This is a genomic window from Microbacterium testaceum StLB037, assembly GCF_000202635.1.
GTDB classification, from domain to species: Bacteria; Actinomycetota; Actinomycetes; order Actinomycetales; family Microbacteriaceae; genus Microbacterium; species Microbacterium testaceum_F.
In genome coordinates this window covers 646,260-659,592 of sequence record NC_015125.1, presented here as the reverse complement: position 1 = coordinate 659,592, position 13,333 = coordinate 646,260, and the positions used below count along the sequence as shown (strand labels likewise).

Genomic DNA, 13,333 nt, shown 5'->3' with positions numbered 1-13,333 from the left:
GAGAGGACCCTCTGCTCCACGATGACCGACATCGATTGGGACGAACTCCGTTCCGCCGCGACGGATGCCATGCACCGCGCGTACGCGCCCTACTCCCGCTTCAAGGTGGGGGCCGCGGCCCTCGTCGCCGACGGCCGCATCGTCTCCGGATGCAACGTCGAGAACGCCTCGTACGGGGTGACACTGTGCGCCGAGTGCGGACTCGTGTCCGACCTGCACATGTCGGGCGGCGGCCAGTTGGTCGCGTTCGTCTGCGTGGACGGTGAGGGACGCACGCTCATGCCGTGCGGCCGCTGCCGTCAGCTGCTGTTCGAGCACGCGATCCCCGGGATGCTGCTCGAAACCGTCAGCGGCATCCGGACCATCGATGAGGTGCTGCCCGACGCGTTCGGTCCGCGCGATCTCGAGGAGGCGGCGCGATGACCCTTCGACAGGCTCAGGGACCCCATCGACAGGCTCAGGGACCGGTGCCAGAGGCTTACGACGCGGTCGACATCATCCGCGCTCAGCGCGACGGGCGTGCCATCACCGAGGGCGAGATCCGGTGGTTGGTCGACGCGTACACGCGCGGCTACGTCATGGACGCGCAGATGTCGGCGTTCACCATGGCGGTCCTGCTGAACGGCCTCGGCCGCGACCAGATCCGCGTGCTCACCGACGCCATGATCGCCTCGGGCGAGCGCATGGACTTCTCCTCCCTCGGCAAGGTCACCGTCGACAAGCACTCGACGGGTGGCGTGGGCGACAAGATCACCCTCCCGCTGGCTCCGCTGGTCGCCGCGTTCGGCGTCGCCGTGCCGCAGTTGTCGGGCCGCGGCCTCGGCCACACCGGTGGCACGCTCGACAAGCTCGAGTCGATCCCCGGCTGGCGCGCGGCGCTGTCGAACGACGAGATCATGGCGCAGCTGCGCGACGTGGGCGCGGTCATCTGCGCCGCCGGCACCGGTCTCGCCCCGGCCGACAAGAAGCTCTACGCGCTCCGCGACGTCACCGGCACGGTCGAGGCGATCCCGCTCATCGCGTCGAGCATCATGTCGAAGAAGATCGCCGAGGGCACCGACTCGCTCGTGCTCGACGTGAAGTTCGGCTCCGGCGCCTTCATGCAGGACATCGATCGCGCGCGCGAGCTCGCCGAGACGATGGTCGCGCTCGGCACGGACTCGGGCGTGAACACCACCGCGCTGCTCACCGACATGAACACCCCGCTCGGCCTCGCGATCGGCAACGCCAACGAGGTGCGCGAATCCGTCGAGGTACTCGCCGGTGGCGGCCCCGCCGACGTCGTGGAGCTCACGGTCGCGCTCGCCCGCGAGATGCTCACGCTCGCCGGTCAGCCGGATGCCGACGTCGAGGCCGCCCTCACGGACGGCCGCGCGATGGACGTGTGGAAGCGCATGATCCGCGCACAGGACGGAGATCCGGATGCCGCCCTCCCCACGCCGCGCGAGACCCACACGGTCGTCGCCGAGCGTTCGGGGGTCGTGACGCGCGTCGAGGCTCTGCCGTTCGGCATCGGCGCGTGGCGTCTGGGCGCCGGCCGCGCACGGGCCGAGGACGCCGTCGTGCACGCCGCGGGCATCGACCTGCACGTCACGGTCGGCCAGTCGGTCACGGCCGGTCAGCCGCTGTTCACCCTGTCGGCCGATGAGGAGTCGCGCTTCGAGCGCGCTCTCGGCGCCGTCGAGGGCGCGCTGGAGATCGGCGACACGGCCCCCGCCGCCTCGCCGCTCGTGCGCGAGCGGATCACCGCGTGATGGCATCCGGGAAGAAGGACACCGTGGCATCCGAAGACTTCCGCATCGGCCGGACCAAGATCGCCGATCTGCCCAAGGTCTCGCTGCACGACCATCTCGACGGCGGACTCCGTCCCCAGACGGTGCTCGAACTGGCCGACGAGATCGGACTCGACCTGCCCGCCGACGATGCGAAGGGCCTCGAGGCCTGGTTCTCGGACCACATCGACGGCGGCTCTCTCGAGGACTACCTCGAGAAGTTCTCCGTCACCGTCGGCGTGATGCAGACGCGCGACGCTCTGGTCCGCACAGCGAAGGAGTTCGTCGAGGACCTCGCCGCCGACGGCGTCGTGTACGGCGAGGTGCGCTGGGCTCCCGAGCAGCACCTCACCCGCGGGCTCAGCCTCGACGACGTCGTGGACGCCGTGCAGGAGGGCATCGAGCAGGGAGAGGATGCCGCCGACGCCCGCGGTCACGACATCCGGGTCGGTCAGCTGCTCACCGCTCTCCGCCACAACGACACCGCGCGCGACATCGCCGAGCTCGCGGTGTCGTGGCGCGGACGCGGCGTGGTCGGCTTCGACATCGCCGGTCCCGAGGACGGCTTCCTGCCGTCGCGCCACCGCGAGGCGTTCGACTACCTCGCGGAACAGTTCTTCCCCACGACCGTCCACGCGGGAGAGGGGGCGGGTCTGGCATCCATCCGCTCCGCCCTCATCGACGGGCGCGCTCTGCGGCTCGGCCACGGGGTGCGCATCGCCAACGACCTCGACGTCGTCTCGCGCGAAGGCGAGGAGGTGCAGGTCACCTTCGGCGACCTGGCCCGCTGGGTGCGCGACCGCGAGATCACGCTCGAACTGTCGCCGACGTCGAACCTGCAGTCGGGGGCCGTCACGGCGTGGGGCGACACGATGGACGCCCATCCGTTCGACCTGCTCTACCAGCTCGACTTCTCGGTCACCGTGAACGTCGACAACCGCCTGATGAGCGCGACCACGCTCACGCGCGAGCTGGGCCTGCTGGCACAGGCGTTCGAGTACGACCTCGACGACCTCGAGGCGTTCCAGCTCAACGCCGCCGCGGGGGCCTTCCTGCCGGTGGAGGAGCGCGAGGAGCTCATCGAGATCATCTCGGAGGGTTTCGGGCGCTGACGCGCGGATTCGGCGGCGCTCACCGGTTCGGTGGGCGCCGCCGTCGTTTTCGGGAGCGGTGGGAGAGCCGCGGGCCGGCTCGCATTCGCGCTTGAGCGCCGCGCAGGTTCTCGCGTTGCGTCCCTCGCGCGCCGCGGGCGGGTGAAACTCCTGAGATTCACGAGTGCGACGCCGAACAGGGGCCATCCCCGGCGGCGAGCGTGCGGTCTTCAGGAGTTTCGCCCGCGCGGGGTGGCGGGCGCGGCGGGGCGTCCGCGCGCTGCGGAGCGGATGGTATCTGCCTTCGGTGAGCGGAACTCCTGAAAAACCGGCCCGCGCGGCGCGGAGGACCGGCGTTGGAGGGGTGGCAGAGCGAAAAGTCAGGAGTTTCGCCCGGGAGCACCGTGCTTCAGGATGCGTTCGAGCGCGGCGCGCACGCGGTCGGGGTGGTACAGGATGTCTTCGGCGAGGAGGCGGAGCGTCGCGTAGCCGCGTTCCAAGGCCGCCATATCGCGGCGCCGATCCTTCTTGTGCACGTGCCAGGTGCTGTGGAACTTCTCGCTGTCGCACTCGACGATGAGCCATCCGTCGACCAGGAGGTCGACGCGACCCACCCCGTCGATGCGGACCTGCAGGTCGATGCGACACCCGAGCTGACGAAGCACCAGTCGGACGATCGACTCGGTGCCCGCCTCCGCGCGCGGATCCAGCAGGCGACGCAGTACCTGGAAACGACGCGGGACGCGGGTGAACACCTCGTCGATGTCGGCTTCGTCGACGAGCCCGAGGTGCCACGCGCTGTCGAGGGTCGCGACCGCCGAACGCGGTGGCTGGCATCGGATCGCCTGCGCGAGGGCCTCCACGACGTCGACCCCCAGACGGCTTTTGGACGCCGACGATGCTCGCCAGTGGTAGACGACGCCGGGGGGAGCCGGGGGTCGGCGACTGGCCAGAGGGTCTTGTTGCACATGCAGGTCCGGGCGCTGGTGGACGAACACGCCGCGCAGAGCCAGAAGGCTGATGCAGTCCAGCCGTCCGCCGACGCGGGCAGCCGCGACGATGTCACCGTTCGCGCCGGCTGCGACGAACCGCCCCTGTCGCACACGGACCAGCGTTCCGTCGGCGACGGCACGGGCGAGAGAACGCCGCGACCACCCGGCGGCGTGGAGCCGGCGTGTCGTCCACACCACGTCGAGGTCGTCGTCGGGCAAAGCGAGGGATGCCATCGCCCCACCCTGGCCGTTCTCTGGACCGCCGCCCGGCGGCCGGGTCTCGAGCTGTGGATAAGGGGCGCGGGGGAGGAGGAGTCGGCGGCGAGGTCGGGCGAGCGAAACTCCTGACTTTCCGCCGTGTGCGGGCCTCTTGCGGAGATGCCGATCGCGTAAGCGGAGGATTCTCAGGAGTTTCGCTCGCGGAGGCGGTGACCGCGGCATCCGCGACCGGAGGCCCCCGCGCGCTACGGCCGCGGCAGGAACCCGGCCAGCTCCTCGGCGATGACGCGATCCACGTCGGTCGGGTCGGCCGTCGGGGTGCCGTCGCCGGGCTGGGGGCCGTACGCGCCGAAGGACGCGTGGGAGGCGCCGGGGATCTCGACGAAGGTCGCGTTCGCGGGCAGTTGGGCCTTGGCATCCGCGATCTTCTGCGGGGTGCTCAGGCCGTCTTCCGAGCCCGAAAGGCTCAGGACGGGGAGCCCGGATGCCGAGAGGTCGTTCGCGCAGTACGAGGCGAAGAGCACGAGCGCGTCGGCGTCGGTCGCGAGCTGACACGCGCGCACGCCGCCCAGGGAGTGCCCGCCGACCGCCCACGCGGAGACGTCCGGCGCGAGGTCGGTGAAGGTGGACAGCGGGCGCGGGTCGAAGAACGCGAGGTTCAGCCACGGTTTCGTGATCACGACGGTGACGCCGTCGTCGACGACCGTGTCGGCGAAGGTCGCGATGTACCCCTCGGCTTGGACCTTGGCGCCCGGGATGAACACGAGGCCCTGGCCGGTCGCACCGGCGGTGGGGGAGAGGACGATGCCGGCTCCGTCATCGGTGATGGTCAGACCGGGGTTCGCCTCGGCCGCGGCGAGCGGCGCGGGCTCCGCACCCATCACGCCGACCTGGCTGTAGATCAGGATGCCGCCGACCAGCAGCACGACGAGAGCGCCCAGGCCGCCGAGGGTCCAGCGCACCCACCGGCGCCGGCGACGCGGGGCGGGAGCGGGGGCGGCGGAGGGGGTGCTGTCGGTCACGTCTTCGAGCGTATCTCCGGCGCGGGGACGGCGCCCCGCGCTGAGCTCGGAGCGGCCCCGATGGCCGCGGTTCCGCGCGGACGTGCCGAGGTGTGGTGGCGGCCCGCGTGTGTTGCTCGGGACGGCCGCGACGCCGCCCTTCCGTGCGGACGCGCCGAGGGCGAGCGACCGCGCGCGGGTGTCGCATGACGCGGCGGAAAGACGGGCCGCCGCAGAAACGCGACACCGCCGACGCGCCGCGAGGAGCGGCCGCGTCGGCGGTGTCGGGTGGTCAGGCGGTGAGCGCCGCCTGTCGGGCGGCCACGATCTCGACGATCCGGCCGAACAGCGGGTGCTCCGCGTCGAGTCCGGTCACCTCGGCGGTGAACGCCTCGGCGTCGAGCTCGCGCAGCATCCGCTGCAGGTCGACGGCCTGGGCGTCCTCGGCATCCTGGAACTCCAGGGCGGCGGCCATCGCGGCGACGAGAGCATCGACGGGAAGGCCCCGCTCGATCGCCTCGGCCGCGGGGCCGACGAACCGCTCGTGCCGGGAGAGCTTGCGCAGCGGCTGCCGTCCCACGCGTCCGACGGTGTCGGGCAGGGCCGGGTTGCGGAAGCGCCGCAGGATCGTCGCGCGGTACTCGCCCTGCACGTCCGCGTCGAGCTCGTGCTTCTCCACCAGGAGAGCGCTGGTCTCCTCCAACGTCGCCTCGACCTTGGCGGCGATGGCGGGGTCGGCGAGCGCGTCGGAGATCCGCTCGATGCCGGCCTGGGCGCCGAAGTACGCGGTCGTGGCGTGACCGGTGTTGACCGTGAAGAGCTTGCGCTCGATGTACGGCTCGAGGTCGTCGACGAAGTGCGCGCCGGGGATGTGCGGCGGGGTGTCGCCGAAGGGCGCCCGCTCGATCGCCCACTCGTAGAACGGCTCGACCGTGACGTCGACGCCGCCGCCCGACTGCGCCGGCACGATGCGGTCGACCGCGGTGTTGGCGAACACGGCGCGGGAGGCCAGAGCGTCCCACGACTCGCCCGCGAGCTCGACCACGTGCTCGCGCAGCTGGTCGGTCGCGCCGATCGCGTTCTCGCACGCCATGATCTGCAGCGGCGCGAGCGAGGGGTCGCGCAGAGCGAGGCCCGCCACGATGTGCGGCGCGACGAACTTGAGGATCGTGGGACCGACGGCGGTCGTGACCACCTCGGCCGTGGCGATCTCGTCGACCAGGGCTTCGGCATCCACCGAACTGTCGATCGCGCGGAAGCCGGTCACCTCCTTGTCGACGCCGCCCTCTCCGACCTCGTGCACGGTGTACGACGACGCCGCGTTGATGGCCTCCACGAGAGCCGCGGAGACGTCCGAGAAGACGAGGTCGTACCCGCCCTCGTGCAGGAGCAGACCGACGAATCCGCGGCCGATGTTGCCGGCGCCGAAGTGGACGGCCTTCATGCGTTGACGGAACCCGAGAGGGCCTCGAACAGCTCCTCGGGGGAGGAGGCGGCCTTCAGACGCGCGACGTCGTCCTCCTCGGAGAAGAGGATGGCGATCTGCGACAGGATCTCGAGGTGCTCGTCGCCCTTGCCGGCGATGCCGACGACGAACGACACGGGCTCCCCGCCCCAGTCGACGCCGCCGTCGTAGCGGACGACCGACAGGCCGGAGGCGAGGATCGCCTGCTTGGTCTCGTTGGTGCCGTGGGGGATGGCGAGCTCGTTGCCCATGTACGTCGACACGGTCTCTTCGCGCGCCTGCATGGCGGCGAAGTAGTCGGGGGTGACGGATCCCGCGGCCTGGAGCAGGTCGGCCGCCTCTTTCATCGCCTCCTCGCGGGTGGCGCTTCCGGGGTGGATGCGGACGGATTCGATGCGGAGGACGTTCGACATGGTTCTCGCCTTTCTCGTCGTGCTGTCCAGCCTCGCAAACCGCGGGCCGGACGGGAAGACGGAGGGGCCGGGGTTGTGCCCCAGCCCCTCCGTGCTAAAGGGGTTACTTCGCTTCGTGCTGGGTGCGGACCATCTCCACGACCTCGTCGTACTTCGGCGAGTTCATGAAGTTGTCCACCGACACGTGAAGCGCGTCGGGCGACTGCGCCTTCGCGCGGTCGGTCAGCTGGTTCTGCGTGATGATCAGGTCGGCCGAGCCGTCGAGGTTCGCGATGGCCTGGTTGGTGACCGTGACCCCCTCGATGCCGGCCTTCTTGATCTTGTTGCGCAGGACGCTCGCGCCCATCGCCGAGGAGCCCATGCCGGCGTCGCAGGCGAACACGATGGTGTTCAGCTGCTTGGTCGCGACCCCGCCCTCGAGCCCGCCGAGCGCCCCGTCGATGTCGCTCTCGGCGGCGTCCGTGGTGCCCGAGCCGGTGGTGCCGGCCGCACGGGTGCGGAGGGCGCCCAGGGTCGCCGACTCCTTGCCCTTGTTCGCGGCGGTCTGGTCGATCGCGGCGGCGAAGCTGTCGCTCTCGGCCTCCTGGTCGCGCTTGCGCGAGGCGCGGAGGATGATGCCCGCGACGAGGAAGGTCACGACCGCGGCGACGATCACCGAGAGGTAGACCACCAGCACGTTGGCGACGCCACCGCCGGCGGCTGCGGCCGTCACGGCGATGATGCTGCCGGGGGCGGCCGGGAACGCGAGGCCGCCGCCGAAGATCATGTTCACGGCCACGCCCGAGGCGCCACCGGCGATGAGCGCCAGGATCGTCATGGGCTTGGCGAGGGCGTACGGGAAGTAGATCTCGTGGATGCCACCGAAGAACTGGATGATGATCGCGCCCGGGGCCGAGGCCTTCGCCGCACCGATGCCGAAGAAGGTGAAGGCGAGCAGCAGACCCAGGCCGGGGCCGGGGTTCGCCTCGATGAGGAACAGGATCGACTTACCGGACTCGGCCGCCTGCTCGATGCCGAGCGGGGTGAAGACGCCGTGGTTGATGGCGTTGTTGAGGAACAGCACCTTGGCGGGCTCGACGATGATCGACAGCACCGGGAGCAGATTGAACTGCACCAGGAACCCGACGATTCCACCGAGGAACGCGCTGACGCCGAGGAAGACCGGACCGAAGGCGAAGAAGCCGACGATCGCGAGGATCATGCCGAGGATGCCGGCCGAGAAGTTGTTCACGAGCATCTCGAAGCCGGGGCGGATCTTGCCGTCCCAGAGCTTGTCCATCTGCTTGGTGATCCAGGCCGCGAGCGGGCCCATGATCATGGCGCCGAGGAACATCGGGATGTTCGTGCCCACGATGACGCCCATGACGGCGATCGTGCCGACGACGCCACCGCGCGCCCCGTAGACGATGCGTCCGCCGGTGTTGGCGATGAGCAGCGGCAGCAGGTACGTGATCATGACGCTCACCAGGCCGACGTAGCCCTGGTAGGTGCCGTTGTCGCCCTCGGTGAGGGCGGTCATGGCGCCCGGCCATCCGATGGCCGCCGCGTCGCCGCCGCCGCCGATGATGTCGGCCACGGGCGACCAGTGCCAGGCCGGACCGAAGGGGCTGTTCGCGCCGAAGAACCCGGCGGGGATGAAGAGCATGGTGATGAAACCCCATGCGATGAATGCCGCGATGTTCGGCATGATCATGCCGGAGAGGAACGTGCCGAATCGCTGTACGGCGATCCGAGCCCCTCCCGGCTTCTTTGCGGGTGACGTCGTCGTCATTGCTGTGTCTCCTTGGTAGGTGCACGGCGGGAGCCGCGCGGTGGGGGGAACGGCTTGCGCCGTGGTGCGGGTGGGGGCGGCGGTCACCGCCCCCGGGGTGGGTCAGGAGGCCGGGGAGACGGCCTCTCGGGTCGAGGAAGCGGCCTGGGCTGCTTCGCGGGCGGATGCCGCGTCGTCGGCGGACAGGGCGGCCTCGGCGATGCGACGTGCATCGTCGAGGGTGTGGCTGAGGAGGGTCGCGCGCACGTCGGCGAGGGCCGTGGGGGCCATCGACAGCGTGGTGGCCCCGAGACCGACGAGGACGACCGCGAGCAGCGGGTCGGCCGCCGCTTCGCCGCAGATGCCCACGGGCTTGCCGTGGGCCTGGCCCGCCGCTCCGACCTCGCGGATGAGGCGGAGGACGGCCGGATGCCACGGGTCCTGGAACGAGGCGACCGAACCGAGCAGCCGGTCGGCGGCGAGCGTGTACTGGGTCAGGTCGTTCGTGCCGATCGAGGCGAAGTCCGCGATCTGCAGGATGCGGTCGGCCAGGAGCGCGGAGGAGGGCACCTCGACCATCACGCCGGTGGTCTTCAGCCCGTAGTCCTTCGCGATGTCGGTGAAGTATCGCGTCTCCTCCACGGTCGAGACCATGGGGGCCATGACCCACAGGTCGGCCGGACCGGCCTCGGACTTCCGCGTCTCGGCATCCGCCTCCGCCAGGGCCGTCAGCTGCTCCCGGAGGATGTCCTCGCTCGCGCGGAGCGCCCGCAGGCCGCGCAGGCCCAGGGCGGGGTTCTCCTCGTGCGCGTCGTTGAGGAAGGGGAGCGGCTTGTCGGCGCCAGCGTCCAGCACGCGCACGACGACCTTCTTGCCGGGGAACGCGCTGAGCAGCTCGATGTAGGCCGCGCGCTGCTCTTCGACGGTGGGGGCGGAGCTGGAGCTCAGGAAAAGGAACTCGGTGCGGAACAGGCCCACGCCCTCGGCGCCCAGCTCGACGGCCTCGGCGGCGCCGCCGGGCTTTCCGAGGTTCGCGAGCAGCGGCACCTTCGTCCCGTCGGCGAGGGCGCCGTCGGTGATGGGAGCGGATGCCGCGGCGGCGCGCGAGGCGGCACGGGTGAGCGCGCGCGCCTTCTCGTCGTCGGTCGGGTCGACGGTCACGACGCCGGCGGCGGCATCCACGATCACCGACTGTCCGTCGACGAGGTCCTTCGCGCCGGCCGCGCCGACGACCGCGACGATCGACTTCTCGCGCGCGAGGATCGCCGTGTGCGAGGTCGGGCCGCCCTCGGTGGTGACCAGGGCGAGGACCTTCTCGAGGTCGAGCAGCGCCGTGTCGGCGGGAGCCAGGTCCTTCGCGACGAGCACGAAGGGGTGACCGGGATCGGGGATGCCGGGGGCCGCGACGCCGCGCAGACGCGCGATGACCCGCTGGGCGACGTCGTCGAGGTCGGCCGCGCGCTCGCCGAGGTAGCCGCCCAGGGCGACCAGCTGCTCGCGGAACGAGGCGAACGCGTCGTGGACGGCGAACTCGCCGGTCTTGCCGGCCGCGAGACGGCTGTCGACCTCGGCTTCGAGGGTCGGGTCTTCGGCGATCATCGCCTGCGCCTCGAGCACATCGCGGGCGGCGCCGCCGGCCTGGGCTCCGCGCGCCTCGAGCTCGCGGGCGACGGCGCCGATGGCTTCGCGGACGCGCGCCGTCTCGTCCTCGACGCTCCGCTCGCTCTTCGCGTCCTTCGGCGCCGGCAGCGGCTCCGCCATGCGCGCGATGGGTCCCTGGGCGACGCCCAGTCCGATTCCGACTCCACGGAGTTCCGTCATGGTGCTCGTTTCCTTACTGGCCGTCTTTACGCGGCGTCGTGGTCGGTGGTCAGCAGTTCGCTGAGGCGATCGATGGTCGCCTCAGCGGTGTCGCCATCGGCGGTGAGGGTGACGTAGTCCCCGTACTCGAGTCCCAGCGCGATGATGCCGAGGATGCTCGCGGCATTGACCGGCGACCCCGCGTCCTTGGCGATGGTCACCGGGATGCCGGACTCCTTCGCGGCCTGCGCGAAGAGCTTCGCGGGGCGTGCGTGGAGGCCGTGCGACGATCCGATGCGGACCGTCCGGGTGAGACGAGGCATGGTCATTCCTTCTCGAGGGTCGGAAGCGGACGGGCGCCCAGCGCCCCCTGGACGAGCGCTCCCTGGACGAGAGCGAGGGTGCGGCTGCCGTCGAGGTCGGTGAAGACGTCAGCGGGGAGCAGGACCACCCGAACGCCGCGGGTCGCGGCATCCCGTTCGATTCCGTCGAGATCGGTCTCGAGATGGGGACCGACGAGGACGACGTCGCACGAGTCGAGGTCGATCGGGAGGGAACGGATCGTTCCGGCGGAGGCGGAGTAGTCGAGGCCGCGCTCATGGGCCGCGCGACGTACCCGTTGCGCGACGAATGTGCTGGACGCACCCGCACCACAGACCACCAGGATCCTCATCGAACCCGCCTCCTTACCTCTCGATTGTCCGGAAGAGGCTCTCAGCGGACAACCAGGTTCGTTTCCCACCCCCCGGAACACGGATGCCGCTCGCCCGCTCCGCCTCCCGCGCCGTGACCCGGGGCGCGTGGTTGGATGGAGGGAGCGCTGCCACACCGGGCGCGGCGCGGAGGACGGATCGTGACGACGAAAGCTCGCCAAGACCGCCTGCTGGCCCTGTTGCTGCGCGACGGGGAGTGGTCGACGGCCGCATCCCTGGCGGACGCACTCGGGGTGACCCCGCGGAGCGTCCGCTCCTACGTGACGGCGATCAACGCGCGCGTGGGCGACGGCACGGCGGTCGAGTCCGGACCGCTGGGCTACCGCGCCGGAAGCGAAGCCGCCGTGGCACTGCGCGCGAGCGGGGGAGCGGATGCCGGGACCCCGCGCGATCGCCTCCACACCCTCGTGCGGCGCCTCCTGGATTCGGCCGACGGCATCGACGTCTTCGAGACCGCCGACGCGCTGCACGTCAGCGCGGCCACGCTCGAGGCGGATCTCTCGCGCGTGCGGGGGCTCCTCGGCGGAACGGAACTGACCCTCGAGCGCTCGGCATCCCTCGCCCGCCTCCGCGGGACCGAGGTCGCGCAACGGCGGCTGCTGTCCAAGCTCGCGCACGACGAGATGGATGCCGGGCACTTCGACCTCGACGCGCTGCGGCGCACGCTCGGCGAGAGGTCGGTCGGTGCCCGCGCGTTCGGTCCGTTCAAGGCCGAGCTGGTCGCCGAACTCGGCGCTCTCGGCTACTTCGTCAACGAGATCGGCATCGGCGACGTGGTGATGCACATCGCGATCGCGGCCGACCGCACCACCCGGGACCGCGCTCTCGGATCCACCGGGGCGGACGTGTCGGATGCCACGGCGGCGGTCGCGGAGCTGCTGGACCGCCTCACGCTCAAGCACATCGGGGTCCAGCTCGGGCAGGGCGACCTCCGTCATCTCGCGACCCTGGTGCTCACGCGGATCGTCGCGCCCGGCGCCCCCGCGGCCGACGACGTGCGCGCCCGCCTGTCGCCCGAGGTCGAGGCGGCCGTGCGCGCGGTCGTGGAGGCGGCGGCATCCCAGTTCCTCGTCGACATCGTGCACGAGGACTTCATCCTGCGGCTCGCGCTGCACGTGCAGAACCTCCTGCACCGCTCGCGCGAGCAGGCGTGGTCGCGGAACCCCCTGACCCGCTCGCTGAAGTCGACGTATCCGATGATCTTCGAGGTCGCGGTGTACATCGCGACGGGGTTGCAGGATTCGCTCGGCATCCCGATCCTCGACGACGAGATCGCTTACGTCGCGATGCACGTCGGCGGGCGTCTCGAGCGCAGCCGCCGGGCGGATCAGCTCCTCACCGCGACCATCGTCTGCCCCGGGTACTACGAGCTCCACGAGCTGCTGCGTTCGAGTGTCGACCGCTCGCTCGGTCAGGCGATCGAGGTCGTCGGCGTCGAGACCCGCATCGACCCCGTGTGGGAGGGCATCGACACCGACCTGGTGCTGACGACCATCGACCCGCCGCGCACGGGCGACCGGTTCGTCCGCATCCAGCCGTTCCTCACCGACGCCGATGTCGAGCGCGTGCAGGCCGCGGCGGGGCGCGTGCGGCGCGGGAGGCGGCTCGCCCGGCTGCGCGCCGAGCTCGAGCGCTACTTCTCTCCGGACGCCTTCGTGCGCGGCCTCGACGGGGCCGAGGGTGAGGCGGGTGTCATCCGCGACCTCGGCGCGCTGCTGACGCACCAGGGCGTCATCGACGACGACTACGTCACCCGGGCCGTCGAGCGCGAGGCCATCTCGTCGACGGCGTTCACCGACGCGCTCGCCGTGCCCCACGCGATGGGGATGACGGCCACGCAGACGCGGATCGCGATCGGCATCGCCGACCCCTCGATCGCGTGGGGCGAGGGCCGCGTGCAGGTGGTGGCGCTCGTGGCGTTCAGCGAGACCGACCGCGAGGCGTTCCAGACGGTGTTCGAGCAGTTCGTCGAGGTGTTCAGCGAGCGCGACAGCGTGCAGCGCATAGTCCGTCGCGGCACGGATTTCGCGGCGTTCCTGGACGAGCTGGTCGCGGTGATCGACGGCTGAGGCCGGTCAGCGGACGAAGCGTCCTTCCTGCCGTCCACGGAGAGCTCG

At 71.0% G+C, this 13,333-nt stretch carries 12 protein-coding genes; 4 read left to right on the top strand and 8 right to left on the bottom strand.

Going from position 1 to position 13,333, the window contains the following annotated elements; all coding sequences use genetic code 11:
* The first annotated feature begins 21 nt into the window (after positions 1-21).
* The 3 genes from MTES_RS03020 to MTES_RS03010 are packed head-to-tail and all read left to right on the top strand — an operon-like array spanning position 22 to position 2,884.
* A complete protein-coding gene (locus tag MTES_RS03020) occupies positions 22-423 on the top strand; it encodes a cytidine deaminase (RefSeq protein ID WP_013583709.1) in 402 nt (133 codons plus the stop codon).
* Positions 420-1,754: a thymidine phosphorylase gene (locus tag MTES_RS03015; protein ID WP_013583708.1), complete on the top strand. Its 1,335-nt coding sequence runs from the start codon at positions 420-422 to the stop codon at positions 1,752-1,754. Before MTES_RS03020 ends, MTES_RS03015 begins: the two co-directional genes overlap by 4 nt.
* A complete protein-coding gene (locus MTES_RS03010) occupies positions 1,754-2,884 on the top strand; it encodes an adenosine deaminase (RefSeq protein ID WP_013583707.1) in 1,131 nt (376 codons plus the stop codon). The genes MTES_RS03015 and MTES_RS03010 overlap by 1 nt, the downstream gene beginning before the upstream one ends.
* 359 nt (positions 2,885-3,243) lie before the next feature.
* Here MTES_RS03010 and MTES_RS03005 read toward each other — a convergent pair whose 3' ends face one another.
* The 8 genes from MTES_RS03005 to MTES_RS02970 all read right to left on the bottom strand — a co-directional run bounded on the left by MTES_RS03005 (position 3,244) and on the right by MTES_RS02970 (position 11,176).
* Complete coding sequence (locus MTES_RS03005) at positions 3,244-4,089, bottom strand: type IV toxin-antitoxin system AbiEi family antitoxin domain-containing protein (RefSeq protein WP_013583706.1); 846 nt, start codon at positions 4,087-4,089, stop codon at positions 3,244-3,246.
* A gap of 230 nt (positions 4,090-4,319) precedes the next feature.
* Positions 4,320-5,096: an alpha/beta hydrolase gene (locus MTES_RS03000; protein ID WP_013583705.1), complete on the bottom strand. Its 777-nt coding sequence runs from the start codon at positions 5,094-5,096 to the stop codon at positions 4,320-4,322.
* 271 nt (positions 5,097-5,367) lie between these two features.
* Positions 5,368-6,519 carry a mannitol-1-phosphate 5-dehydrogenase gene (locus MTES_RS02995; RefSeq protein ID WP_013583704.1) on the bottom strand — a complete coding sequence of 384 codons (1,152 nt, stop codon included), beginning with the start codon at positions 6,517-6,519 and terminating at the stop codon, positions 5,368-5,370.
* Positions 6,516-6,953, bottom strand: coding sequence for a PTS sugar transporter subunit IIA (locus tag MTES_RS02990; RefSeq protein ID WP_013583703.1), 438 nt, complete (start codon positions 6,951-6,953; stop codon positions 6,516-6,518). The genes MTES_RS02995 and MTES_RS02990 overlap by 4 nt, the downstream gene beginning before the upstream one ends.
* A gap of 103 nt (positions 6,954-7,056) precedes the next feature.
* Positions 7,057-8,724, bottom strand: a complete 1,668-nt coding sequence (locus MTES_RS02985; protein WP_013583702.1) for a PTS mannitol transporter subunit IICB — start codon at positions 8,722-8,724, stop codon at positions 7,057-7,059.
* Positions 8,725-8,826: 102 nt separating this feature from the next.
* Entirely contained in the window at positions 8,827-10,524 is a 1,698-nt protein-coding gene (gene ptsP / locus MTES_RS02980) for a phosphoenolpyruvate--protein phosphotransferase (RefSeq protein ID WP_013583701.1), read from the bottom strand.
* 26 nt (positions 10,525-10,550) lie between these two features.
* Positions 10,551-10,826, bottom strand: a complete 276-nt coding sequence (locus tag MTES_RS02975; protein ID WP_013583700.1) for an HPr family phosphocarrier protein — start codon at positions 10,824-10,826, stop codon at positions 10,551-10,553.
* 2 nt (positions 10,827-10,828) lie between these two features.
* Complete coding sequence (locus tag MTES_RS02970) at positions 10,829-11,176, bottom strand: PTS sugar transporter subunit IIB (RefSeq protein WP_013583699.1); 348 nt, start codon at positions 11,174-11,176, stop codon at positions 10,829-10,831.
* A gap of 180 nt (positions 11,177-11,356) precedes the next feature.
* Between MTES_RS02970 and MTES_RS02965 the strand changes: the two genes are divergently transcribed.
* On the top strand, positions 11,357-13,285 hold the full coding sequence (locus MTES_RS02965; protein ID WP_013583698.1) for a BglG family transcription antiterminator: 1,929 nt from the start codon (positions 11,357-11,359) through the stop codon (positions 13,283-13,285).
* Positions 13,286-13,333: the final 48 nt, after the last annotated feature.